Genomic DNA, 23,450 nt, shown 5'->3' on the forward strand with positions numbered 1-23,450 from the left:
GGCTTACGAATCGCGATGGATGGCATGGGGGAGTCGGCTGCTGACAGCGGCTTCCATTCGAAATCAATAGGATAGAATATGAAAAGGATCATGGCCGCGGTTTTGGTTTTAATAATAACTTCACCCGTATGTAAAGCACAGGGTACGACGATGTGGTGGAAAACGTTCAGCCGTGCCCACAACGCTACGGTACCTCTGGCCGACGCCAGCGAAATTGAGTGCGATCTACTCGCCAACGACCACCGTCCCGGGATACCCTCCGACGGTCGGACGGTGGGCAGGATAAGGTTGGTACGCGAATCCGGCGGGTCTGGGGAATACCGCAACCCAGACATCGGCATACCAGCACCAGCTACGTACACCTGGGCGTTCTGCGTTGGGATGACGATGACGAAGATCTCTGGGACGTATACTCCGTCGAGCACCGACGGGATATACCCATGGGTCGTTGAAGGCCCTGACATAGTCTCCGGTGACAGTAAGCGCGTGGTGATCGAGCCTACCCTCCCGAGCGATAAACATATGGTGCGTCCTGACCTACTGAGCGTGACGGGGGACAGCGACGTCGCGACCGGCGTATGGATTGGTGAAGCGAACGGGAAGATCATCGGTGACATCACTGGGAAGCGACCCGGCGAGTATGTATTCGTGATAACGATGCTACTCACGTGGCACTGACGGTACGAACACACCGGCGACCTTAATCGCTAAGCGGTCCTCGCCAGCCGAAGCAACCGCAGCCAACGTTCCTGGTATCGTCGTTGAAGGGCGCAGAGCATAGAACCACGACGTTGCGTCTGAGGTGATCATCAAAAACGTATCGGTACTAATTGCGTACGCGTAAATCTGCGTGACGACAACCGTTGTGGTAAGAACATACAGAAAATAACCAACATGAAAAGGTGGACTACCGTTGGATACGGGAATATGCCAGGATTTGGTACCAGTTCACCGTTGGAGCACCTGTCTCCGAAGGGTCAGGAGCTTTTCGCTGACAGTACCGTTGAGGCGGAGCGTTCCGTGTCGGAATGCCACCTCACAGTTGATATTGAGGATCTCCGGATCTTCTGTTGGCGGTACTGCCTGGACCGCCAGTGGTCCCGCAGGGGCGTTGAGTGTTTAATGAAGTAGCTGAGGAAGGTCTGTCGAAGGCCGCAGGAGTTTACCTACACGCCACTACTGCCGCCAGTTGAACGACCGAACGGCGTTAATGCCATTTTCAAGCACCCGTTTTGAGATGGATAACCGGGTGCGCAGGAGGCGGCAACGAGCTGATGTGTAAGCTCAGGAGAATTGACCTGCTCCCCATTAATAAACACACCCCAATGTGACCAACGTCCTCATCAGCTACATAAGGACACCCCATGAAAAGGCGTTTTACTGACAGCCAGCGCATAACCATTCTGAAGCAAGTCTCGGCCGGAACGCCGGTGGCGTTGTAAATAGACTCGTTCTGGGGCTATGGGACATCAGCCGCAGCGTCTATAATCCGGGCAGAGATTTGGTCTGCTAAAACCGTGGCTAATCATCTGTTGAGATAGCATAAAACCTTGCGACATCCGGGTTCCTGGTTGCCGTGAGCGACCTACATTCACAAAGGTTAATATGAAACAAATTACGTTCAGCGATCTACAAAAACAAAGTGAGCAAGCCGCAAACTCCCCTCGCTTACGTGCCCATCGCAATCTCCATCCTGAATTGAGCGACCCTGTTCAGCGCCTGGCTATTGCTATGGAACCGGGTACCTATGTTCGCCCTCACCGCCATCCACACACCTTTGAGCTGCTGACATCCCTTAGCGGGCGCTTTTTGGTATTGAATTTTGATGACAATGGCAACGTGACCCACCGCGTTGTGTTAGGTGAAGACTGCAAAGTGCTGGAGACGGAGGCCGGGACCTGGCATGCGGTGTTGTCGCTGGATAAAGGTGGGGTTATTTTTGAGGTAAAACATGGGGCGTATCAGCCTGTAGCTGAGCAAGATATGGCCCCATGGGCACCCGCCGAAAACGAGCCGGGCACGGATGAGCTGATGAAATGGTATGCCGTGGCGCAAGTGGGAGATGGCGGTTTTTCCCTGTAATATTACCGCACCCTCCCATATTCTTTCCCGGCCAGCGAAATAAAATTAAAGCCGTGTACAACGGCTTTTTCCCGTCCTTATGTCGTGTTTTCAACTGAACTTGGCCCTGATTATGTCCGGATCATCTTCGGGGGCTGGTCAGTTAATCGAGCAGCTATGCTTCAGTGTAAAAAGCTGAGATGTTCGCACGCCGGAGCCGGTATTCTGGCCAGCATCTTGCCCGCAACGGATAACCCGAGAATCTGACAATAGCAGCGGTACAGCATAATGCTGGGTGACTGCTGAAGGGCACGTTGGTGGGGTGTTGCGTTTGCCGCATAAGGGAGCTTGAAATAAGGCTGATGATAGGGCAATCAGGACTCACTCCGTTTTTTTATACAACTTAATTAAATAACTATTCATTGAGTTTTAAATTCTAAAGTAATTTATATTTTCGATTTTCAACAATTGTAAGTTATTTGTCTATGATTGTAATTTGATGACGCCAAAATCCAGTGCCTCGACTTTGTTTATCCTTTATTTAATGAGGCGGCATATACTCATCGTACTTAAAGCGCGGAAGCATTTTTTCGCGTTTAAGTATTTGGTCAAATGTCTCTCCTGGGGATTTTTTTGATGCTTTATACATCAGCTTCCGGCATCTCTTCTTTGGAGATGCCTTTTTTTAATATATGTGGTTTGGTATGTTTTTATCACTAAAAATAAAATGGACAGATGTCTTCACCGCGCTTATTCGTGGCATGCTTAACATAAGCCTCTGTTTTGTCGGCCTGATCTTAACAATCTTCCTTCTGCGGGAAGGGAGTTACATGGCAGCGATGCTCTATAACAATACCTCAGAGAAATCCTCATATGATTTGATTGAGGCTCTGGTGACGTATTTTCTATTCTTTGAATTCGTTGCGCTGATAGTGGTTTACTTTAAATCGGGATGCCATTTCCCATTAAGGTATTTTATCTATATAGCCATCACGGCAATAATACGGTTATTGATTGTGGATCATTCCAGCGCTCAGGACACAATCCTGTATTGTGCGTCAATTTTCATTTTGTCTACCATTTTACTGTTCACTAAAAGTAAGAAGATAGAGCCATAAATAACTCTTTTTCGCGTTAAAACTGGTGTTGTTTATTCATCTTTATAAGGGAGTGAGTCATTATATGGAGCGTTTGATTGAGAATCTGCTTTGTGCATCGCGCTGGTTATTAGCCCCGGTATATTTTGGGCTGTCATTGGCGCTTGTGGCATTAACGATTAAGTTTTTTCAGGAAATAGTGCATGTATTACCGGATATCCTGCTGCTGCTGTCGCTTGTGGATATGGCACTGGTGGGGGGGTTATTGGTTATGGTCATGCTCTCCGGCTATGAGAACTTTGTCTCTCGCCTTAACGTTAAACACCTCAGTGAAAAGCTGAACTGGTTAGGGAAAGTTGACTCTACCTCGCTGAAAAATAAGGTTGCTGCCTCAATTGTCGCGATTTCATCAATCCATCTGCTACGGGTTTTTATGGATGCCGGTAACTTTAATGATGGGAAGATAATGTGGTATGTCATTATGCATATGACATTTGTCCTTTCAGCCTTTGCCATGGGTATTCTGGATAAAATAACGCGTAAGGTGTGATTTTAAATCATGGCATCAGCTCAGGAGGCTGGCAGTTAAAACTGCCAGTAATGCTATCCATCATCATGGAATGTATGAAAAATAGCCTGTGGCCGGAGAGTATAATCCGGCACAGATTTTATTCCCCACTGTTCTCCGGTCCCGATTAAAATCGGTAAAGGCTAAATGCTTTAGGATCCAGTACAGGCGTCTCTCCCAGGAGAATATCTGCGGCAATAGAGGCGGAAACAGGGCTTTCAGTCATCCCCCAGCTTGTGGCCGTGTTAACCACCAGTCCCGGGCATTCTTGAACGGCAGAAATAATAGGTGATTCATCCGGCGCGACGGCCATAGCGCCACTCCATCGGTCAATCACTGTCGAATGGTTAAAAGCAGGAAACTCTTCCCTTAGTCGGGCAAGTGATCTATCTAAATCTTTGACATCCGGCAAGGCAACCATATCTCTGTTGCTCTCGAAGGGCGATACTTCATCCAGCTTCCAGTTCTTTTTTTGCTTAAATGAATTGAGCAATTGCTCGTTAATTGACAGATGGACTGCGGCATCGGGCTGAGCCAGCAGAGGAAGATATTTATAGCCATATTTAAATGAGTCTTCGACGATAGGGATGACCTCGATGCGAGGCGAGGTAGCATAGGTCCCATCAGCCTGCTCGCGGAAAAACAGATTACCCGGTAAGGCAACATTCCCGCCAGGCAGCCCAACGGTGCCTGAAATCAATTGTTGAGACTGATATGCCGGCAGCGTTTCCAGGTCCACTCCGAGGTTTTGCATAAATAAACGTGACCATGCTCCGCCGCAGAGTACAACACGAGCTGTCTTTATCGAGCCTCTTTCGGTGACCACATCGGAAACAGCGCCGCCCTGGGTTTCAATTCCCCGCGCGGCACACTGCGTATATATTTTGATCCCAAGTCTTTTGGCATACTCGGCAATCTTAAAGGTCGCAATTTCAGGATCGAGGCTGCCGGAATCCTCTTCAAAACCTGCCACCTTCCAGGATGAAACAGCCCCTGCCAGACGCTGTTTTAACTCATTACCCTCGATAATTCTGGTTTGAAGAGGGTTTGCTCCACCGACTTCCTCCTTCTTCCGGGCAATCCACTTCGTCACATTATCTAAGTCGTCGTCGTCAAAGGGGACTTCAACTCGCCCCTGGGTTCGGTAGCTGGTATCTGCCCCGATCATGGCATTCATCTCACGCCAATGCTGTTTCCCCAGATGATGGAGCATGAATGTCTGGCCTTCCATTTTATAGGTAATAAGCTGGCCATAAAAACGAGATGATTGCTCGCCTGCAATATTCCCTTTCTCCAGAATAACAACGGACAATCCTTTTTTCGTCAGATTTATCGCTGTCATAATACCGAGTATGCCCGCGCCAATGACGACGACATCTGCCGACTTTGAAATATTACCTTCCGTACCCGAAACAAAACCATATCTTGGTCTGCCTGCGACCAGTCTTCCCTCTTGTTTGAGCATTGGGGGAAGAACTCCGGCTACCGCACCTGCAGCGCATATAGCCGCCCCGCCTAATATTAACTTTCTCCTGCTTATATTCATACATCCGCCTTAGCAAGGTTGCTTTAGAGTTTAATAAGTTGATTTGGTTATTAATAAATAAAAGCCGCTCGCATATAAGTGCAATTATATAAATAGACGAACAGTTTTATTTTTTAACGTCATCTCGCCACGATTGCGTGGTGGGGGTATAAACTACCTTAAGCGTTCCTGAGTAACGCCCCTGGCTCTTTGATGATATTTTGAACTCCGGGACTCGGAAGGTTAATGGCGCCGGCACGCATTGAACCAGGCCAGTTACGCCAGGCAGATTAACCAGTTTAGTTTTAACTTTCCCTTCATCTGCACTCACGCCGGTCCAGATAATAGGCTCGCCATTTTTAACTGTTTGTGCCCCACCTGTAACGGGATTGATAACAGAAAGATTGTAATCAAGCCGTTTGTCAGCATCCGTTGATGCACCCGGCGCGTATATGGAAAACTCTCCGGTTTTTCTTCCCGGTGCCTGTTTTCCCTCATCCGTGAATAACAGGCTGATCTGGTTTGAACTTGAGTTGCTCCCATCATATAAACACATATCTATTGTCCTGTTTGCATCAGCGACGGCCGTGCGGTCGCCAAATTTTTTAATTCTTAGCCCAAGGTCAACTAAAGGCGTCGATGCACCAAATTCAGGGAAATAAATTTGCTGTGTGCCATAGTCGGTTATTTTTAGCGATATAGTTGAATTCCATGAGCCAAATCTGCTGCCGCTACATCCCTGACTCGCCTGATTTTTCCCCGGAGCTGGACAATCTTTAACCCATTTAGTCAGATACATTATTAAATGTGCATTCCATGTCCCCGGAGTTAGCTTTAAAAGCTCCGAGCGATTTATCTTCAGTGAGAATGTAATAGGGTTGTCAGAAGTATAAGTCGTGGCATTCCAGAGGCTTACTTTAAGTAAAGAGGGGATTCTCTTTGCACCATCGAGCGTTAAATCTACAGTCTTTCCGGTCTTCTCATTACTGAAACGCAATACTAATTTTCCATCAAAAAGAGGGCCAGTTTTTCCATTACCCCAATATGGATTTGTTGGGCATGATCCGTTTGAAGGATCGGTACGCGTATAACAAGTTAAAGTATTATTTCTATTTTTATTAACCTCAGCGCTATTGGCGCTTCCGCCTGGAGGGGACATGCCACCAAAAAGATTATCAAAGATAATTACTGAGCCTGGTAATGATGCTTTATCCATTGTAACTTCGACATTAAAGTCATGCGAGGAAGGCGCTATTTCATCGGCCTGCAATATGGGCGCGTACAGACCATAAAATATTGTTGTGGTCATCAATAATATGAACTTGATAAAAGAGTTAGAGAGAATTTCAGATGTTTGCTTTTTGTGGGGTTCTAAAATAAGGCACATTAAGCACTACTCCTTGTTCATAGCCGTGGATTTGGTCTGCTGCGTCATTCCCGCGGTCATTAACTCAGCCTGTTTTTGTTCGGCTGCAGGTAAACTTGCCAGCTCTGTGCGTTGGCATGATGTTGTCCCCACATAGCGAATAACATCCCGCACCACGCTAACGTTCATTCTGCATTGCCAGTAAGCGTTGTCTTTCATTACGTAAAGGGTCTTAATATTGTTTGCTGTCTCAAGCGTAAAGTTGCCCTTTCCTAAAGGTGTCCATGACATAACATTTAATGGAATGGCCCCTTCCAGCGGCTGCCTGCCACTATCTATTAATCTGCCAAGCCATGTATAACGGGCATCAACTTTCACTTCTCTGTTAAATGTTTTTCCCGGTGTCATAAAGACTTTTCTTGCACCCGTTCCTTTGCTTATCTCGCTGCTTATGCCTGCGGAGGAGGCCTGTGACTCAGTGACATCAATCGTGCTTTCCCTATAACCGGGAACGGTAAAGAGCGCCCGGCTGTTGCTCTGGACGTCACTTCTGCCGCTGTTATCTACTGACACATTCACATGCGACTTTTCTGGCTCGCTGTCTTGTTCCACATTGACGGTTATTGCCGAAGATGGGGCTCCACCACTCCAGCGGCCGACAACAAACCCTTTCCGATCGAGGATCAGTGACGAGCTGTAATTGCCGCTGCTATTGAGGATGTGCCCGCTTGTCGTGCGATCCCATGCATCACTTAGGGTCAGTGAGCCCGTGCCGTACTGGCCTCCCATACGTCCATAAACTGAAGACGTAACGGTATCGGTGTTCACGCCATTGAGTGATATGCCCGTCTCATTTTCACCGCTCTCATCGCTATATTGGCTGTAGGCTGCGTTATATCCGAGCTGGGTATTACCTTGTTTACTGGCCTGCCAGCTAGCTCCCCCAGAGAATGAACGGCGCTTTCCGCCCACGTCATTCCGGCTGCCGGAGAAAGATAATGTGATGAAGATCCCTTTGTCCTGAGCGTTAAACGCGCTTTCGTTTCTTATAAAAGCATTCAGGCTGGAGGTGAGGTTGATATCACTGATGTTAAATGTACGTGTGACACCCGCTTGCCAGGTCCTGCTGCGGGAATGGGTCTGATAAATCTTTTCCCATGGAACACCCGCCGGGTTATGGGGATCATAATCGACCAAATCCCTGCGATACACATAGCGGCCCTGATTACTGTTAAGCGAATAACCCAGCGTGCCGTACCATTTTTCAAGCGGGACTGAAAGCATCACATTTGTACTTTTATAGCAGCCGTTAAAACTGTACCGGTGCAGCCCCTGGGCGTTACATTGAGCTGCCGTCATCGCACTACGATAAAAGCTCAAGGAAAAACCATCGTTGTAATTGAGTTGCTGAATATTGCCTCTTGATCCTTCGCTCCCGTGCAGATAGCTCGCTCTTGACGTCAAGAGACCGTCCAGCCAGCCCGAGTCAAAACCATGTGACCAGTCAATAGCGCCCTCCCAGTAGCTGGCGCTATTAAACAGTGCCGTACCGGCCGTCAGGGCAGTATTGCTATTCATCGGTAATTTGAGACCGGCCTGAATAACCTGCTTGTCGCTGTCGTTTTCATGCGTGTCATCCGTATCCGGCGAGCCCGCCTGGACAAACCACTGCGGAGTGCTGGATGAAAACCCGCCCAGGCCGGTATAAGGCACCGTCTCGGTCCTTACCAGTTGGTTATCCTCATATACCCGGAGGGTTAATGTGTAACTGCCCATCGGAAATGAACGGGTGTCGAGTTCCTGCGGCCCGGGCTTTAAATAGAATGAAGCGAGTAGCTGACGATCTCTGTAAGCATCAACCCTTGCCTCTCTGGACAGAAAAATATTGACCGGTGTACCGCCGGAGACATTATCCATATTGACCCAGGCGAGGGTGGAGCCGGCTCTTATGCCACGCATTTTCCCCAGCGGTAACTGGCTAAGGTTAATATTCCCGCCGCTATTACTGAAAACATCCCGCGAATCCATAACGCCGGCCTGCACATAAAACCGCTTTAAAAAATCTTGTCTGAAGTAGGCATTATTGATGGCGGTGTCATGGGTGCTTTCCTTGCCGGAACGTTGTCCCTGCCAGTTCCAGTCAACATTCAGGTAACCATTTTCCGTAATACCCAGAGAACCATTGCCCTGCACTGAAGCTGACTGATAGTGCCTGTCTGTCACAAAATTAATATTTTGCTGGTGAATAAAAGCATTGCGACTTTCTAGGCTGGAGACGTAATAAATATTCTTCTGCTTTTTTTCCGGAAGATAGTGGTTACTAATAAACAGGATAGTCCTGGCATTATTTTCGTCATAGATAATATCGGCAGTATCCGTTTTGAGAAAGTCGCACCCGGGCGTGCCGCCGCTGCTGCTGCATGAAAGCTTGCTGTTACGGTTAAAAGGTTTCTTTAGTTCATTATGTAACATTGCATTGAGGTCAGGATTATCCGGATATATTTTATTGATGGCAGAAACGACCGCGTCGGGTTGTAGAAACTGGACGCTTTCGAGATCCACATGAGTCTGGAAAACCCCCAGAGACTGACCATAAAGATAAACATCGGTGAGAACCGTTTGACCCCTGGCCAGTTCCTCAAAACCCTGCGGGATGCGCACGGATGCATGAAGCGAACATGATGCTGAATAAGCGAAAATTAAGAAGAAAACAGGCAAGGACCGCATGTTCATCCATGAACTCCCATCAGAAATGACAGGGTTGGCACCCTGTCATTTGAGTTGACTAATTACTTATTGCCACCTGGCTTTTCTGCTGGCGCAGTGGCCTGCGTTACCACCATGCTTACGATCCCAGTGTAAGAGCCCGCAGCCGTTACTGGTCCTGGATTGTCCTGAGCAATGACCAGAGGCATGGTTGAAGAACCGTTAGCAATACCGCTCGGGAAGGCAGTGGCATATTCCAGAGTGATAGGGGTGGTAGACAATTTTGTACCGTTAACAGATACGCTTAATGGAATAGCATTGCTGCCATTGGCATCCGTCAGGGTCGGGGTATTAGCCAGGCTGACGCTGAGTGCTTTATCTTCTTTATTCGACCAGAACTTAATATTTTCTTTATGTGCCGCAAGTCCTTTCCCCGGTAGGTATTGCATCGCTACGGAAGAAGGGAGAGGAGAGCCATCGGCATTGGTAACGTCAACCGTCGGGTCAATATCTGCTGTTACTGTAATATCTCTTTGTACAGCATTAGCGCAAAAAGTGGTTGCCAGAATACCGCCTAAGCAGAGCAGGTTAAGTTTGTTTTTCATTTAACATTCCTTTTGTTGTTTTCCCATTTTCGGGAAGGGTTAATTCGTCTGCGATGCAGACAATGGAGCTTCTTCCATTTTTTTTGTAATCCAGTTTATATATTTAATTCGGTATGTTTTTGAGTGTGAGAAGGTCATTTGTGGAATATTGATCTCGGTATCCGGATAGACCGTGGCTATTGTTTTTTTCCATAAGCACTGGCCATCCGGATGACACTCTCCGATCTCTTTGACAGGCATCCTGATAGTCCCATCATTAAAAACCTTTCCGTTTTCACGATTGATTTTTAGACTCGCAATTACCTTTTTAGGTGCAACATGTATCAATGCTCCCCAGACAATATTTACGCCGACGTTGGCAGTTTTGTTGTCTTTTTTACTTTTGAAGCCTTCATCAAGAAAATTGTTTTCATTTACACTTTCAAAATAAGCACGCCATGTAGTTTCTTTTTGCGGCGGTTCTACTGAAACAAGCCTCACAACTCTCTCGCTGGCTGAAGACAGGGCTATTTTTCGTGGCGTAATAATGAGTCCTGCCGGGTTGTCGGCCAATGTTGCTTTCTCACTCTCTTCCTTTGTTCCTGGGTTAAGCACTTGCTTGAGGCTTACCCTAATAAACTGAACATCATTATCCTGAGATATTACTCTTATTTTTGATGCTCCATTCATTCCAACGGAGGCCTCCATAGGGTAGACATACATGGCGGCATTGGCCTTGCTGTTCATGGACAGGAGTGCCAGGAGAATAATAGGTGCGGAACAAATAAAAATGCTCTTCATAAGTATTTTATCCCTGATGAAAATTATCTCTTTCCATGATGAGTAGATATGGATTTTGTTGAGAAACAGAGCAGATTCTAGAGGACAAATTGACAGCGATCAAGTATTTTGATCGTCAAAACCGATCGGTTACATATTCCTAAATAGGCAAAACCTATCAATCAAGGGGGTTATGATCGATATACATTTTCAGTTATGAGTCTTATAAATTATAAGAATAGTTTGTTAACGATAAGGATTATCTAATATGAAGTTGACAGTTCTCCCGAATAAAGATGCATATTTCAATATAGGGTTGCAGTACGTTTTAAGATTGTTTAAAGAGTGTGACTACAATAGTGAAAATATCGTTTTTTTAAATCTTTCAACATGGTCTGTGAAAGAGGTGATCATGAGTGATTGGGTTGATTGTAATTTAAATGAAAGAACCATAATAATTTCACATCCTAATCTTTTACCGCTTGCAAACTACTTTTCAGGCTTACGGCGTAATATCTGTGTTGTTAGCTTGAGTGATATCAAGTTAACGAATAAATGCTCCGGTGGTTTTACTGGGAAAAGAGCCAGGAAATCCTCAGCAGAAAGTGAAAAAGCATTGACTGCGAAAGAATATCAAGCATTGCAAAATTTAATATTTAATATTCCTTTAGAGAAGGAAGCTTGTCATTTAGGCGTTTCAAAAAAAACGGTGTATAGTTTAAGGAAGAACGTTGCAAAAAAGCTAAGTATAAGAAATGTAAGGGAAATTTTCTTTTGGTGATATGTTTTATCACGCTGAAAATATGATCGCATTTAATTGGTTCATCAATTTTTGATTGTTTTTGCATAAAACACCTTTCTTCTTTACGGAGTGGGAGGGTGTTTCTTTAATTTGTTTTTTAATATATTTAATGATGTGTTTAATTATGTTTTTTTGTGTTTGCTGTTGGTTTTTTATGCTCTTTTTATGTGCTTTGTTGACTGGTTTTATTATGGTTATTTATGTTTCTTTTGATATGTGTCGATAATGTCTTTTGACGAGCGTGGCATGAGTAAGCGGTTTTTTTATTTTTCATTTTATGGTTTTTTTATTTTTATGATTGTTATTTTAAGTATTTCACAGTCTATCCGATGGTATGCGTTCTTATTGCATCATCAATATGATTTTTTTAATTTTAAATATAATGTTTAATTATGAAATTTGATGGCCTCGCAGAACGGAAAGTTATTGTTATCACTTAACTATCGGTTGCTAACCATGCTGAAGAACCAGGCCGGGCATCTCTCTGAAACTAATGAGATTGACGGTCAAAAAAATAGAAATAAAACATAAGCTAAGGTTAAGTGTTTTCTTCACTCGAGAAATACGGCGGTTAACGGTCTCTCCTTACCCGATAATATGATTTTTTGAGTGGTAATCCCCCCTGAGCGATGCTAATCCTCAATGAATAATGCAGTAGATTAATTAAAGTAAATCCCTGGTTTGTGATTTAAATTGCGCTCAGTATAACCATGCTTTTTAAATGGAGACTAAACAATGAATATGCAATGTAACAAAAGAAAAAGACGTTACATTTCTCTACAAAAAAATTACAAAACTACATTTTTTTCACTATGAAAAAAATGGTTTTTAATTTCATATAAGTGATTAATTATGCGCCATAAAAGGGTCTGTATTCATTCCGACAAATGAGGCTCTCCCTTTAAATACAATGAATAAAAACGGAAATGTTTTTTAGCGGGCCTTTCTGCCTCTGCTTGAAGCTGCCTCTGAAGTAGAAATAAAGAGGGTGGGTTTCCCCTGGTTTTCTGTGAGCCGTTGCGCCAGTGGCGGCTCCTTTTCATTTACACCTTTGCTGCATAGCGCTGGTGAGGCTCGGGCCGGAGCGGCTCCCGGCCCGCTGGAAAACTTGATTCAGCGTAAGCTTCGCTTCAGGCAGGAACAATGCGTATAAACAGGCTGCAGAAGAACAGGGTGGCGATATCAAAAGATGAGGAATAAAAGCACGCGTTGGCCGGGTATGAAATTAACTCATCCCTGAGTTGGGCCTTAACCTAACTGGCCATGTCCGGGAGAGTGGCAAGAGCAAAACGGAGAACGTTATCGCCATCCAGCGACGCATAGGGCAGGCTTTCTATAACGGCGATGGGGCGTTGTCCCCCGACGGTAGCCCTGATTTCGTCAAGCTTGTATTGAATGTGTGGTGCAACCAGAAATCCATCAAATGCAGGCTGGACGCTGGCAAAGTTATCCAGCCCCACGGCGCTGACCATCAGTTTATAACCTTCTGCATCCGCTACTTTCTGCATTTTCTTCGCCAGAGAATTGGCCGTGTTCCCGAACAAGCAACATATGAGTAACTTTTTCATGGGTATGTCCTCTTGATAACTGAGGCATACACTATTCCTGGTGGTAACCATAAAATGTGTGTGGGCTCATAGTTACACGACAAATTTATCCGATAAGGCGCTCACTCAGCCTGGCCCACCGGGGCTGCCGCGCTGTTCTTATCTTGTGGCCTCCTGGCAATCAAAAGTGAAAATCTGGTATGTGGTGGCATGGAGGCTAAGCACAATTATCTCCGGGTAATATAAAGGTGTGTAAGAAATACATCAAAAGGCAAAGTTTTAGTGTTGAGTAAAATAACCACCAGGGGTTGTTTGTTTTTTATACTGGTCTGTTCAGATGATTATTGATTTAATAATGGCGTTTTTTGATAGATAGAGTTTTTACGTGTTTTTATACTCGCCGCTTGTGTGGAAGATATAAAGTAAATTGATTCATTGTTTTTACTGTCTCATTTTGTAGCGCCTTTATATCATTTAAAGTTGTGTAGTCACTAAGGAAGGTAATACATGAACCATAAAAAACTGATGCTGGGGGCGTTTGTTTTGCCTCTGGCATTTGCATCCTGTAGTTTCGCCGAAACGCTCACGTCAGAAAAAGTAAGTTCCAGTGCAAATATTCCCTTTGCCGAAACGGTGGATATCGGGAACTCACTAACGATGGTCGGTGGCCTGGTCAGCGGGAGTTTTGGGGATGACTCATTAATTGCAACCGGTAGCATCACGGGGTTACAGGAAGGGCTTTATACCACCCTCATTGCCGATACGGATGATATTCCGGAAGGGCATACCTCAAAAGAGTTTGGCGTCGGGAATTTCCACGGTATGAATAATGCTGATAACGTCATCTCGGTAAAAGTTGAACCCGTTTCTCCCCGGAGTATTGTGCAGTCCGGCGAGCATGGTCTTAATTATGTTTCATTTGCGGCCAGCGGCCCGGTGCAAAGCTATAACGTGAAGTTAAATGGTCCACAGAAAGTCGTGGCTGATACTTATACAGTTAAAACGATAGCTTATACATTTAGTGAGTAAATAATTTGGGGGCATAGCCCCCTTTTTTAATCGGGCGTGTTTTTTATAATCGCATCGCCCACTTATATCTCACTTTAATGAGCGCGTTGTTATGCGAAATTCGTATTCTGTGGGGATGTTTTCTCTTATTATCGGTGGCGCATTGTTGATATTATCAGCAAATGCTGCGGCTGATGAAGTGGTTGCTCATACACGCCTGTTTCAAATAAAACTGGGTGCCTCAAGGCTTATCTATTTGCCAGGCATAAACGACATCGCTCTCGCCGTAAATAATCCCCAGGATTACCCGGTTCTTATTCAGGGAAAAGCCTGGCAGGAAGATAAAAAAACGCCTGCTCCATTTATCGTGACTCCGCCGGTGTCGCGTTTAGAAGGCCATCAGCAAAGTCGTTTAAGAGTGATAAAAGCAGGCGAGTTTGCTCAGGATCGCGAGACCCTGAGCTGGCTTTGCGTAGCGGGCATTCCGCCTAAAAACACCGATGTCTGGGCGCAAGATGAGAGAGAGCGTGCTCCCTCTTCTGCGGTTATCATGAACCTGGAAGTCAGCGCCCGCCAGTGCATTAAGCTGCTGGTTCGCCCCCCTTCGTTAAGCATTACCTCCCGGGAAGCCGCCGGGAACCTGGCCTGGTACAAAGATGGGAAGACGCTCGTGGCGCAGAACTCGTCTCCTCTTTATGTTCAATTAGCATCGGTGAGCATTGGCGGGCTGGCCGTGCCGGAGGTGACATATATTCCCCCTTACTCCTCGCGGACCTTTCCCGTTAGCAAGGAAGCCAAAGGCCCGATCAAATGGGTGGTGATAACGGATGAAGGGGGGAGGAGTCGCGCTTACCAGTCATTGCCGGAGCTAGCCGCCCGGCCTAAGGGCTGATTGAGCGCCCGCTATGATGCCTCTGATACCTGTGCGCTATTTCGCCCTCACCCTGATGTTGTCCCCTTTTTACTGTGACGCCCAGCGCTGGGAGTTTGATGCCAGCCAGCTGGGGCTGAGTGATGCCAGCCTGGCCGTGTTTAATCAGGGAGGCCAGTTACCGGGAAGCTACCGCGTTGATGTGTTGCTGAACGGAGAAATTGTGGATACCCGCAATATTCTGTTCAGGAAATTGGCGGGGGAACCTGAAAATGCCGGTCTCGTTCCCTGCCTGAGCATTGGGCTGCTTAACCAATACGGCATTCGGGTTGAAGATTATCCCCGGCTAACGCCGTCATCTTCTGATACCAGCCAGTGCAGCCACCTGAATGCCGTTCCCGGCGTGGAGGCGACGTTTAGTTTTTCCAGCCAGCAACTCCTGCTCACTGTTCCTCAGGCCGTTATGCGTCAGGTGTCGGGCGAGCTGGCGCCGCGGGAGCAATGGAATGACGGGCTCGATGCGCTCCTGCTGAATTACCAGGCCAGCATGTCGCATACGTCTTACCGTGGCTCGCGCCGCCAGCGAATGGACTCCCCGTTCATCCTGCTGGAGCCGGGGCTGAATATAGGCCCGTGGCGGCTGCGTCATTCTACCAGTTGGCAGAAAAATGCCGGGCAGGGCGGCCGCTGGGAAACGGCGTATACCTTTGCCGAACGGGGTCTGTACGGGATGAAGAGCCGCCTGACGCTTGGCGCACGTTTTACCCCGTATGAGGTGTTCGACAGCGTTCCCTTCAGGGGCGTTATGCTCGGGACTGACGACGAGATGGTGCCTTTTAGCGAGCGCCGTTTTTCTCCGGTAGTCAGCGGCGTTGCCCGTTCGCTGGCGCGAGTGGTCGTCCGCCAGCAGGGGTACACCCTCTATGACGCCACCGTCGCGCCCGGCCCCTTCAGGCTGGGCAACTTAAGGCCGTTGTCCGGCGGCGGTGATTTGGACGTCACCGTTGAGGAGAGCAGCGGCTTAGCTCAGCATTTCATCGTGTCCTGGCAAACACCTTCCATCGCCGTGCATTCCGGTTACCTGAAATACAACCTGATGGCGGGGCAATATAATCCTGCCGGTCGTGTCAGCGGGCAGACAGGCATTGCACAGGCATCGGCAATATATGGCTTGCCGCTGGGGGCGACGATTTACGGCGGATTGCAGGGCGCTGAGCGCTTTCATGCCCTGTCGCTTGGGGTTGGCGTCTCGCTGGGCAGCGCCGGTAGCTTTTCTCTGGATACTACGCACGACCGCGTTCGTTCTAAAAATGCCTCACAGGGTAAGCAGTGGCGGGTGCGCTACAGCAAATCGGTGGATGCTACCCATTCATCGCTGGCATTAACCTGGGCCTGGTCTCCTGCGGCCGGCTACCGCACGTTGTCGGATGCCCTTGAGCGCAGATCGGTTCCCCGGGGTGGGATGATTTCCCGGGCGCAGCTGAGTTTTAATCAATCTCTGGGCGCGTTGGGCTACCTTAGCCTGAGCACCCGCCGAATCCGATACCGGCAGAGTGAAGAAAACGATCGCTCCGAAAGCATACGCTACAACACGCGTATCAAAGATCTCTCTCTGTCTCTGGACTGGACGCGCTCGCGCTGGCAGGGAAAAGTGGATCGGCTTCTCAGTATTATGTTCAGTATCCCACTGGGGAATATGTCCGGGGCTGAAACAATGGCTAGCGGGCAGATGTTGTCGTCCACCGCCGGCAAAGAAACCTGGATGACGGGACTGAGCGGCCAGGAGATGGGGCATCGCTTAAGCTGGAATGTGATGCAGCGTTTTTTGCCCGGCAACGCGGGTACCTGGTCGCAATCTCACTCCACAACCTCTCTGGGATGGCGTGGTTCTCAGGGGATCATGACGGCAAATTATAGCCGTAGCCCACAGGTTACAGGTCTTGGAGCCAGCCTGAGCGGGAGCGGCGTGCTGACTTCCGGGGGATGGGCGCTGGGGCAGCCGCTAAACGGCACGGCAGCATTAGTTGGCGCACCGGGAGCAGCAGAGATCCCGGTTGGAGGGTGGCCAGGGGTGAAAACCGATGGGCGGGGTTATACCGTCCTGAGCGGGCTGCAACCTTACCAGCGAAACGTTATCAGCCTCGATCCCGCTCGTCTGCCGCATGAGGCGGAGATAACCCGGACGGATATTCCCGTGGTACCGACCAACGGCGCGATTATTCCTGCCGTATTTGCGACTCATATCGGCAAAAAGGCGCTATTGGGTCTGACGGATAGCAGCGGGCAAGCCATCCCCTTCGGCTCCGTTGTTACGCCGGAAGCACAAAATAATGCCGGTAACGGCATCGTGGGTGAAAACGGAAAGGTCTATTTGTCCGGGCTTTCCGGGAAAGGATATTTGCAAATCCGCTGGGGTCTCTCAGCGCGGCAGTCCTGTCGGGCAGCATATCGTTTGCCGAAAGTTTCCGGCCCTGCTGGAATTTTTAGTGCATGGGCGAAGTGCTTGTGAGCCATGTAAGTAAATTAGCTTCTGCCTCCCCTTGAAATAAAAAGACCCCGGAAGTCTAAACCGCCGGGGTCTTCAAATCAGGCGCAGCTAAGGCTTAGCTGCGGTTTTCTTCAATATAACGAGCAAGGCTCTCCGGGGTTTTCAGCACGGTGGCGACTTCCGTCGGCGGTATCATACAGCCGTACAGATCCTGCACTTCCAGCACTAAATCCACCGCCAGAATAGAGTCGAGAATATCGGACTCAATCAGCTCATCGTTAAAGCCGACTTTGCGGGATAACACCTTTTCAAACAGGGCGAGAATGTCTTGTTCCATCTTTTTTTCCTGAGTCATTAATTCGTGCGAGCCTGGGTATCCAGCAGCTTGCGGTCGATTTTGCCGTTAGGGTTAAGCGGCAAAGCGTCTTTAATAATGATTTGCGAAGGCACCATATAAGGCGGGATCACCTTCGAGAGCGAAGTTTTGATGGCTTCCGGCGCGAGGCCGGTTACGCAGAAAGCCGCAATACGCAGCACGCCGCCGCCGGACTTCATCAGCGGCAGCACCACGGCCTCGCTAATGCCGGACATCGCCAGCAGGCGGTTCTCAATCTCGTTGATTTCAATCCGGTAGCCGTTCAATTTGATTTGGCTGTCGTTGCGGCCCTGGCAATAAAGCAGTCCGTCCTCGTAGCCGAGATCGCCGGTCCGGTAGCCCCGGAATTGCTCGCTTTCGCGGTGCAGTAATTTCTCTGCGTTTTCCTGAGGCAGCCCAAGGTAGCCGCGCATCACGTTTTTACCCCAGATAATCAGTTCACCTTCGGCGGTAATCTCCATTCTGGAGTCCGGCATCATGGTGCCAACCGGCAGCAGGTCGTTTTCGCTGAGCAGGATCTCATCGGTGATTTCGATAACCGTGGTGGCGATGGTCGCCTCCGTTGGCCCATAGGAGTTAAGAATTTTGGCCTGCGGGAAGCGTCGGCGCAGCTGCTTGACCAGCGCCTTATTCAGCACTTCGCCGATGAATACAAACACGCTCAGGTCGGGCAAATAGTCGCTGTTGAACTGCGGGGAAAGCAGCTTCTGGTAGGCAAAAGAGGGCGTTGAAACCCAGGCCGAAACGCCGTTGGTTTTCAGGCGCTCGAGCCAGTTTTCGGCCGCGATGTCTTCTTTCGCATTCAGCACGATGTGCCCGCCGGTAGCGAGGTTTGCCAGCAGCGGGATCAGGGAAAGGTCGAAGCTGAACACCGCGTGGTTCATCAGCACCGGCACGTCCGGCAGCGCAAAATCCTGGCGTACCCACTTCATGAAGTGCCACAGGCTCTCGCGCCCAATCTGCACGCCTTTCGGTTTCCCGGTGCTTCCTGAAGTAAACATGATATAGGCCAGGTTCTGCTCGGCCAGCGCTTTGCCCGTTTCGCCGGTTGCCACGAACTGCTTTGTCGCTACGTCGTAATAGCAGGGAGCGCTGGCAAGCTGGCAGATCTCTTTCAGCCTCTCCTGAGGGTAAATGCAGTCCACCGGAATATACGGAATGTTGTGCAGCAGGCAGCTATAAATAGCCACGGCAAACTCGGCCTGCTGGTGCCCGTACAAAACCACCGGCGTTCCGGCGGGCTGGTGGCTCAGTTCGTAGCGCTGCGCCCAGTCCGCAACGGCGACGGAGAGCTGCTGCCAGGTCAGGGCGTAATCGCTGCCGCTGATGGCCAGCTGCTGGGGGCGTGCGGGGTCGAGTAATGCCGCACGCAGAAAATCCTGCAGTTCCTGAAGCTCGGGATGAAGTTTCATAGAGGTGACATTCCGCTAAAGATGTAGAGGGAGGCCGCTGCGCTTGCCAGCGTCAGAATTCGTCCAAAAAACGCGATAACCGGATGGCGTAATCCGTTGCTCAAAGCTGGGCTGCGTTTGGCTGACCACAGCAGCATGTTATGGGCAACGGAAATGGCGCCGAACAGCGCGCCGCTGATAACATAGTGCCTTTCAAGCCCGTTCCATGCCCCCATGCAAAAGAGCGTGCAGAAAATGCCAACGTTCTGTGCCAGGGTTTTGTTTTGACGGAAGAAATCGAGCTTCATCAGATTCATGTAAATCGGCATAAAGACCACGTCGCGCAGCCATTCAGACAGGCTGATGTGAAAGCGTCGCCAGAAGTCCTGCGGGTTTTTAGCCAGAATCGGCATATTAAAGTTGGCCGGAATGTTCAGACCAAACAGGCGGCCAGCGCCGATAGCCATGTTGCTGTAACCGGCAAAATCGAAGTAGAGATAGGCGCTGTAGGCCAGCGACATCACAACGCCGACGCTGAGCGTAAACGGGCGGTGGCTCCAGGATTCAATCACCAGGTTATCTATCAGCATGGCAAACAAAAATTTTTGGATAATGCCGGTCACGATTTGCTCCAGCGCCAGTAAAAACTGTTCGCGGCTGAGGCGGAAAACCGGTTTGTTAATGTCGTTAACCCAGCTGCGCCAGCGGTACATTGGGCCAGCGAGGATAATAAACGGCATAAACAGATAGCAAAAATAATGCAGGAAATTTCGCCCGTCTTTTTTACTGCGGTAAAGCAGTACGTCAATCGCGCGGAAGGTCATAAAGGAGAGGCCAATCATGCCCAGGTGGTTATTAAGGTGTAGTTTCACCAAAAACAGCGGTAGCAGGGTCAGGCTCACCGCCTGCCATGTTTTTAACCAGCCTTTCTCTTTTAATGTGACAAGAATATAAAAAGCCAGGAACACCGCGATCGGAACAATATAATCGCCCTGGAAGATATAGCCCCAGCCTAATGCCGCCAGCACCGAAAAAGCGGATAAATAAGTCAGCCGGTGATTCAATACCCGGTTAACCAGCGCAAACAACAGCGCCGATGAAAACAGAAAGAAAAAAAATGTTCCTGAGCTGTACATCATTCATCCTTCAGAATTTTTGATATTCAAAATGCACTTTTAAATTCATGCTGTCGTCAACGGATGACCACGCAACAACGGTTATCGCTAAAAAGAGATAAAGGAAAAAAAGGCGGGCTGCTGTTTTCATCATTTAAAACTCCCGGCAATAAATCGGTCCATGGCGACCCACGCCAGTTCTGTGGGGTGAAGGCGATCCCAGTTCCAGCCGTTTTGGTAGGGCTGAGCGTACATGTCGAAGTAACGAACCTGGTTTTGCTCAAGCGTTGCCGTAACCTGGCGGTCAACGGGGCGGAATTTCTCCGTGTTCTTAAGCGCCCACGGATTGAGCGGGTCGATAATCACCACAAACTGCGCGTGGCGCTGTTTCAGGAGCGCAATTGTTGCCTGGAAAGCCTGCATCTGGCGGCTAACTGGCGGGGTTGGGTACCAGTCTTCCGGCGTTTTGTTATCTTCGAAAACGGACTTATCCATCCACAATGTCGCCGCGCTTTCCTGGCGGGACTGGTTCAGAACGCGCGCCTGGGCCAGCTGTTGGTCCCAGTCAGGTTGCACAACGTTGGCGCTCATCTGCTGCGGCCAGGTACGGTGTTTTGGCTGCGGGGTAATATGCAGCATTGCCAGCCAGTCGTTTTTTACCATGGTGCAGAAGTTAGCAAACTGATAATTCACTTCCTGCCAGATAACCTGCGGGTGCCAGCCGTAAACTTTCATTTCGCCAAAGGTTAAATGGCTAATATCTTCTTTATCAATATGCTGCAAATAATGAGTCAGGTAAGGGCGAGTTTGCTCATTTTTCATCAGCGGATTAAAAATTGCCGCCGGGAAATGGTCGGCAAAAATTGCCGGAGGAATGCTGTCAAAATAAAAACTATCCGGGGCATAGAGCAGAACAATTTTACTGTTAGCGTTGATGTCATTTTTGAAACGGGAGAGCAGTAAAAACTGAGTAATGTTATCAACATAACTATCGCCATAGGCGACCACCGGGCGATGCAACTGGTTGTTAAAGTAATTATATACCGCGTAGTGCTCATCTTCGGAGGTAGAGACTTCCGAAGCACCGAGGAAGAAAATCGCATTTCCCTGTAACGCATGGGATATTGTGGCTATTTTTTCGCGCTGTTCTTTTGGCGTGCCTTCCATTGTTTTGATCAGCGGCTGGAATGTCAAAGGCGGATCGAAGCTCGTCACCAGCGGGTGAACGCAAAGGAACAAGACAGCAAGCAGCGCCATCGAGATATGTAGGCAGAGAGTATTTTTAATTTTCATTATAAGAGTAACGCTATATGACAACCATTTGTTTAAAATTTGTTAGTTTTTAACCTCACGGTAAATCCAGCCCCGTGAATTTTGACACTATATACCAGGAATCTGGCGATGATGAGCGTTGCTGTGTAACGGTATGTACAAGCTCCGACACTCCGGAATCCCGGCGGTTGTTTGTGCCTGGCCGCTATTTTTTACGGCGGTTAGCGGCCTAATTAATTGCTCGCCAGGTAATTTGTACCGGGCCTATTGTCGGCTTCTCCGGAGAAGGGAATAAGTTGTTTAACCACTCGCTGTCCTATCGTTTACATAAATGTTTTAGCTGTTTTATATTTCCGTGGTGATTGTTTTTAAACGCGCCCACCCTTGTTGTTAACATAACTCATTCTAATCAAATGGTTTTTTGTGTTGTGATTTGGCGGTGTGGCGTTTTTTAATCTTATTTTATAAGGATGATTTTGTGTTTGTTTGATGTTTTGTATATTGAGTGAGTTATGAATTGATATTTATCATTTAACAATAGCGATGATGCTCACGAGAATAAAAAATAGGAAGATATTGTGGAACTTTTATTTGTAACGTTCATTTCGCCATTGAATAATGTCCTGGCTTCACAGGGGTGAAGCATTTTTCAACTATTAGGGACGAAAAGATGAAATTAAAATTAATCGTGGTGGCCGTCTCAACGTTATTAGCGGCAGGGGCGGTTAACGCCGCCGGCGTTTATAATAAAGAGGGTAACAAGCTGGATCTCTATGGAAAGGTTACCGCCCTCCATTATTTCAGTGACTCAAACGGTGCTAATGGGGATAAAACCTATGCGCGCTTAGGGTTTAAAGGCGAAACCCGCATCACCCATCAGCTCACCGGGTACGGCCAGTGGGAATATAACTTCAGCGGTAATAATGCCGAATCCGACGGTGCGAAGGGCAATGCAACGCGCCTGGCTTTTGCCGGGCTAAAATTTGCCAACTTTGGCAGCTTTGATTACGGGCGTAACTTTGGCGTGGCTTACGACATTGGCTCATGGACGGATATGCTGCCGGAATTTGGCGGCGACACATGGACCCAAACGGATGTCTTCCTCACCGGGCGTACCAACGGCGTTGCCACCTGGCGTAATAGCGACTTCTTCGGCCTGGTTGAGGGACTGAATGTCGCCCTTCAGTACCAGGGCAAAGAAGATGACGCCACGCGCGGGCTGGGCAAACAGCACGGCGACGGCTGGGGCATGTCTACTAGCTATGAGTCCCAGGGCTTTGGCATAGGCGTGACTTATGCCGCATCGGACAGGACTGACGCTCAGGTTGCACAGGGGCGGCTTGTATCGGGTGACAATGCCGCAGGTAATAAGGCAGAAGTCTGGGCGGCGGGCCTGAAGTATGACGTCAACTCGCTCTATCTTGCGGCGACGTTTTCAGAAACCCATAACATGACCACCTACGGCGGCAACAGCAACATCGCCAATAAAACGCAAAACTTCGAAGTCGTTGCGCAATATCAGTTTGAGTCGGGCCTGCGTCCGTCCCTGGCTTATCTGAAATCAAAAGGCAAAGATCTGAATACCGTCGGAGGCAATCAGGATCTTGTTGAGTATATTTCTATTGGCGCTAACTACTACTTCAACAAAAATATGTCGACCTACACGGATTATAAAATCAATCTGCTGGACGACAGCGAATTTACCCGCGCTGCACAAATCAACACCGACAATGTTTTTGCCGTCGGCATGGTCTATCAGTTCTGATTTTGTGATAAATACGGCCCGGTTTGTTTTACGGGTCGTAATAAGCCGTGCTCCTGACAAGATGTTTCCGCGACGGACAAGTTGAATACTTTTTCTGCTGGCTTTATGGTGAATCCTAAAAGCGAGGA

Annotated in this window: 20 protein-coding genes; 9 read left to right on the forward strand and 11 right to left on the reverse strand. The window is 48.4% G+C overall.

Annotated elements, in window-relative coordinates; genetic code table 11:
• Positions 1-78: 78 nt before the first annotated feature.
• The 4 genes from HMPREF0201_RS03405 to HMPREF0201_RS03425 all read left to right on the forward strand — a co-directional run bounded on the left by HMPREF0201_RS03405 (position 79) and on the right by HMPREF0201_RS03425 (position 3,708).
• Positions 79-678: a hypothetical protein gene (locus tag HMPREF0201_RS03405; protein ID WP_147293940.1), complete on the forward strand. Its 600-nt coding sequence runs from the start codon at positions 79-81 to the stop codon at positions 676-678.
• Between the two features lie 927 nt (positions 679-1,605).
• Complete coding sequence (locus tag HMPREF0201_RS03415; protein ID WP_016535069.1) at positions 1,606-2,082, forward strand: WbuC family cupin fold metalloprotein; 477 nt, start codon at positions 1,606-1,608, stop codon at positions 2,080-2,082.
• 671 nt (positions 2,083-2,753) lie between these two features.
• Entirely contained in the window at positions 2,754-3,179 is a 426-nt protein-coding gene (locus HMPREF0201_RS03420; protein ID WP_016535070.1) for a phosphate-starvation-inducible protein PsiE, read from the forward strand.
• 64 nt (positions 3,180-3,243) lie between these two features.
• Positions 3,244-3,708, forward strand: a complete 465-nt coding sequence (locus tag HMPREF0201_RS03425; protein ID WP_016535071.1) for a TIGR00645 family protein — start codon at positions 3,244-3,246, stop codon at positions 3,706-3,708.
• A 145-nt stretch (positions 3,709-3,853) separates the two neighbouring features.
• Here the strand turns inward: HMPREF0201_RS03425 and HMPREF0201_RS03430 are convergent, their stop codons facing one another.
• The 5 genes from HMPREF0201_RS03430 to HMPREF0201_RS03450 form a co-directional block, all read right to left on the reverse strand.
• Positions 3,854-5,272 (reverse strand): NAD(P)/FAD-dependent oxidoreductase, encoded by a 1,419-nt coding sequence (locus tag HMPREF0201_RS03430; protein ID WP_016535072.1) that lies wholly within the window; start codon positions 5,270-5,272, stop codon positions 3,854-3,856.
• Between the two features lie 106 nt (positions 5,273-5,378).
• Positions 5,379-6,638 carry a CfaE/CblD family pilus tip adhesin gene (locus HMPREF0201_RS03435; protein WP_016535073.1) on the reverse strand — a complete coding sequence of 420 codons (1,260 nt, stop codon included), beginning with the start codon at positions 6,636-6,638 and terminating at the stop codon, positions 5,379-5,381.
• 6 nt (positions 6,639-6,644) lie between these two features.
• The gene (locus tag HMPREF0201_RS03440; RefSeq protein WP_039897956.1) at positions 6,645-9,350 is read right to left on the reverse strand and encodes a TcfC E-set like domain-containing protein; all 2,706 of its coding nucleotides are present in this window, start codon (positions 9,348-9,350) and stop codon (positions 6,645-6,647) included.
• A 56-nt stretch (positions 9,351-9,406) separates the two neighbouring features.
• Positions 9,407-9,928: a CS1 type fimbrial major subunit gene (locus HMPREF0201_RS03445; protein ID WP_016535075.1), complete on the reverse strand. Its 522-nt coding sequence runs from the start codon at positions 9,926-9,928 to the stop codon at positions 9,407-9,409.
• A 39-nt stretch (positions 9,929-9,967) separates the two neighbouring features.
• The gene (locus HMPREF0201_RS03450) at positions 9,968-10,708 is read right to left on the reverse strand and encodes a hypothetical protein (RefSeq protein WP_016535076.1); all 741 of its coding nucleotides are present in this window, start codon (positions 10,706-10,708) and stop codon (positions 9,968-9,970) included.
• Positions 10,709-10,955: 247 nt separating this feature from the next.
• Between HMPREF0201_RS03450 and HMPREF0201_RS03455 the strand changes: the two genes are divergently transcribed.
• Positions 10,956-11,468, forward strand: coding sequence for a helix-turn-helix transcriptional regulator (locus HMPREF0201_RS03455; protein ID WP_016535077.1), 513 nt, complete (start codon positions 10,956-10,958; stop codon positions 11,466-11,468).
• 1,274 nt (positions 11,469-12,742) lie between these two features.
• Here HMPREF0201_RS03455 and HMPREF0201_RS03460 read toward each other — a convergent pair.
• Positions 12,743-13,057, reverse strand: coding sequence for a PTS sugar transporter subunit IIB (locus HMPREF0201_RS03460; protein ID WP_039897957.1), 315 nt, complete (start codon positions 13,055-13,057; stop codon positions 12,743-12,745).
• Between the two features lie 486 nt (positions 13,058-13,543).
• Between HMPREF0201_RS03460 and HMPREF0201_RS03465 the strand changes: the two genes are divergently transcribed.
• The 3 genes from HMPREF0201_RS03465 to HMPREF0201_RS03475 all read left to right on the forward strand — a co-directional run bounded on the left by HMPREF0201_RS03465 (position 13,544) and on the right by HMPREF0201_RS03475 (position 17,424).
• Positions 13,544-14,065, forward strand: coding sequence for a hypothetical protein (locus HMPREF0201_RS03465; protein WP_016535082.1), 522 nt, complete (start codon positions 13,544-13,546; stop codon positions 14,063-14,065).
• A 115-nt stretch (positions 14,066-14,180) separates the two neighbouring features.
• A complete protein-coding gene (locus HMPREF0201_RS03470) occupies positions 14,181-14,936 on the forward strand; it encodes a fimbria/pilus periplasmic chaperone (protein ID WP_016535083.1) in 756 nt (251 codons plus the stop codon).
• Positions 14,937-14,949: 13 nt separating this feature from the next.
• A complete protein-coding gene (locus HMPREF0201_RS03475) occupies positions 14,950-17,424 on the forward strand; it encodes a fimbria/pilus outer membrane usher protein (protein ID WP_016535084.1) in 2,475 nt (824 codons plus the stop codon).
• A 94-nt stretch (positions 17,425-17,518) separates the two neighbouring features.
• On the opposite strand, the gene HMPREF0201_RS03480 is transcribed toward HMPREF0201_RS03475, so the two are convergent.
• From HMPREF0201_RS03480 to HMPREF0201_RS03495, 5 genes are read right to left on the reverse strand one after another with little or no spacing between them, the layout of a single operon-like run.
• Positions 17,519-17,740 (reverse strand): acyl carrier protein, encoded by a 222-nt coding sequence (locus HMPREF0201_RS03480; protein ID WP_039899116.1) that lies wholly within the window; start codon positions 17,738-17,740, stop codon positions 17,519-17,521.
• Between the two features lie 17 nt (positions 17,741-17,757).
• Positions 17,758-19,191, reverse strand: coding sequence for an AMP-binding protein (locus HMPREF0201_RS03485; RefSeq protein WP_016535086.1), 1,434 nt, complete (start codon positions 19,189-19,191; stop codon positions 17,758-17,760).
• Positions 19,188-20,306, reverse strand: a complete 1,119-nt coding sequence (locus HMPREF0201_RS03490; RefSeq protein WP_039897958.1) for an MBOAT family O-acyltransferase — start codon at positions 20,304-20,306, stop codon at positions 19,188-19,190. The genes HMPREF0201_RS03485 and HMPREF0201_RS03490 overlap by 4 nt, the downstream gene beginning before the upstream one ends.
• A gap of 10 nt (positions 20,307-20,316) precedes the next feature.
• Positions 20,317-20,439 (reverse strand): hypothetical protein, encoded by a 123-nt coding sequence (locus tag HMPREF0201_RS23420; protein WP_016535088.1) that lies wholly within the window; start codon positions 20,437-20,439, stop codon positions 20,317-20,319.
• Positions 20,436-21,578: an SGNH/GDSL hydrolase family protein gene (locus HMPREF0201_RS03495; RefSeq protein WP_016535089.1), complete on the reverse strand. Its 1,143-nt coding sequence runs from the start codon at positions 21,576-21,578 to the stop codon at positions 20,436-20,438. The genes HMPREF0201_RS23420 and HMPREF0201_RS03495 overlap by 4 nt, the downstream gene beginning before the upstream one ends.
• Before the next feature lie 649 nt (positions 21,579-22,227).
• Between HMPREF0201_RS03495 and ompC the strand changes: the two genes are divergently transcribed.
• Positions 22,228-23,322, forward strand: coding sequence for a porin OmpC (ompC, locus tag HMPREF0201_RS03500; protein ID WP_016535090.1), 1,095 nt, complete (start codon positions 22,228-22,230; stop codon positions 23,320-23,322).
• Positions 23,323-23,450 lie beyond the last annotated feature (128 nt).

Source organism: Cedecea davisae DSM 4568 (assembly GCF_000412335.2).
GTDB lineage: Bacteria > Pseudomonadota > Gammaproteobacteria > Enterobacterales > Enterobacteriaceae > Cedecea > Cedecea davisae.

What these genes read in the sequence shown, in the direction of transcription:
- HMPREF0201_RS03405 (WP_147293940.1), top strand. Translation starts at nt 79, where the DNA reads ATGAAAAGGATCATGGCCGCGGTTTTGGTTTTAATAATAACTTCACCC.
- HMPREF0201_RS03415 (WP_016535069.1), top strand. Translation starts at nt 1,606, where the DNA reads ATGAAACAAATTACGTTCAGCGATCTACAAAAACAAAGTGAGCAAGCC.
- HMPREF0201_RS03420 (WP_016535070.1), top strand. Translation starts at nt 2,754, where the DNA reads ATGTGGTTTGGTATGTTTTTATCACTAAAAATAAAATGGACAGATGTC.
- HMPREF0201_RS03425 (WP_016535071.1), top strand. Translation starts at nt 3,244, where the DNA reads ATGGAGCGTTTGATTGAGAATCTGCTTTGTGCATCGCGCTGGTTATTA.
- HMPREF0201_RS03430 (WP_016535072.1), bottom strand. Translation starts at nt 5,272, where the DNA reads ATGAATATAAGCAGGAGAAAGTTAATATTAGGCGGGGCGGCTATATGC.
- HMPREF0201_RS03435 (WP_016535073.1), bottom strand. Translation starts at nt 6,638, where the DNA reads ATGTGCCTTATTTTAGAACCCCACAAAAAGCAAACATCTGAAATTCTC.
- HMPREF0201_RS03440 (WP_039897956.1), bottom strand. Translation starts at nt 9,350, where the DNA reads ATGAACATGCGGTCCTTGCCTGTTTTCTTCTTAATTTTCGCTTATTCA.
- HMPREF0201_RS03445 (WP_016535075.1), bottom strand. Translation starts at nt 9,928, where the DNA reads ATGAAAAACAAACTTAACCTGCTCTGCTTAGGCGGTATTCTGGCAACC.
- HMPREF0201_RS03450 (WP_016535076.1), bottom strand. Translation starts at nt 10,708, where the DNA reads ATGAAGAGCATTTTTATTTGTTCCGCACCTATTATTCTCCTGGCACTC.
- HMPREF0201_RS03455 (WP_016535077.1), top strand. Translation starts at nt 10,956, where the DNA reads ATGAAGTTGACAGTTCTCCCGAATAAAGATGCATATTTCAATATAGGG.
- HMPREF0201_RS03460 (WP_039897957.1), bottom strand. Translation starts at nt 13,057, where the DNA reads ATGAAAAAGTTACTCATATGTTGCTTGTTCGGGAACACGGCCAATTCT.
- HMPREF0201_RS03465 (WP_016535082.1), top strand. Translation starts at nt 13,544, where the DNA reads ATGAACCATAAAAAACTGATGCTGGGGGCGTTTGTTTTGCCTCTGGCA.
- HMPREF0201_RS03470 (WP_016535083.1), top strand. Translation starts at nt 14,181, where the DNA reads ATGTTTTCTCTTATTATCGGTGGCGCATTGTTGATATTATCAGCAAAT.
- HMPREF0201_RS03475 (WP_016535084.1), top strand. Translation starts at nt 14,950, where the DNA reads ATGATGCCTCTGATACCTGTGCGCTATTTCGCCCTCACCCTGATGTTG.
- HMPREF0201_RS03480 (WP_039899116.1), bottom strand. Translation starts at nt 17,740, where the DNA reads ATGGAACAAGACATTCTCGCCCTGTTTGAAAAGGTGTTATCCCGCAAA.
- HMPREF0201_RS03485 (WP_016535086.1), bottom strand. Translation starts at nt 19,191, where the DNA reads ATGAAACTTCATCCCGAGCTTCAGGAACTGCAGGATTTTCTGCGTGCG.
- HMPREF0201_RS03490 (WP_039897958.1), bottom strand. Translation starts at nt 20,306, where the DNA reads ATGTACAGCTCAGGAACATTTTTTTTCTTTCTGTTTTCATCGGCGCTG.
- HMPREF0201_RS23420 (WP_016535088.1), bottom strand. Translation starts at nt 20,439, where the DNA reads ATGATGAAAACAGCAGCCCGCCTTTTTTTCCTTTATCTCTTTTTAGCG.
- HMPREF0201_RS03495 (WP_016535089.1), bottom strand. Translation starts at nt 21,578, where the DNA reads ATGAAAATTAAAAATACTCTCTGCCTACATATCTCGATGGCGCTGCTT.
- ompC (WP_016535090.1), top strand. Translation starts at nt 22,228, where the DNA reads ATGAAATTAAAATTAATCGTGGTGGCCGTCTCAACGTTATTAGCGGCA.